Here is a 398-nt window from a genome sequence, read left to right on the forward strand (position 1 = left end):
GTAGATGGTGAAGTTTCAATGAGAGAACGTCATGGATTGGAAGTAGTGAAATGATTCCTGAAGAAGTTGAAAATCGCGTAGCGAAGTACTTTTTCCATAATTATTTACCTGATGAAGTAATGATAGAAGTAGTAGATAAATTATTACCATTTTGTATATGCACGGAGAAAGAGGATTTAGACTTTGATGAACTCGTCCGTTGGGCTATTGAAATTATAAAAGAACAGTTAGAAGATAAAAGATTTAAATGAAATAACGAGGCATTGGAATTCCAATGCCTCGTTATTGTTTTAACCTATAAACCATGTGGCTCTCTCTACTGCACTCACTGGCTCTTTTCTCCGCAAACGGTGGCTCAAAACTCCGCACAGCTGGCTCAATCTGTCCGCAATACTCAT

1 protein-coding gene is annotated in these 398 nt (G+C 37.7%); it reads left to right on the forward strand.

From position 1 onward, the window contains the following. Positions 1 to 50 precede the first annotated feature (50 nt). The gene (locus ACHABW_RS26010; RefSeq protein ID WP_435759941.1) at positions 51 to 251 is read left to right on the forward strand and encodes a hypothetical protein; all 201 of its coding nucleotides are present in this window, start codon (positions 51 to 53) and stop codon (positions 249 to 251) included. Positions 252 to 398 lie beyond the last annotated feature (147 nt).

It is taken from the genome of Salipaludibacillus sp. CF4.18 (genome assembly GCF_051262595.1).
Taxonomy (GTDB): Bacteria; Bacillota; Bacilli; order Bacillales; family Salisediminibacteriaceae; genus Salipaludibacillus; species Salipaludibacillus neizhouensis.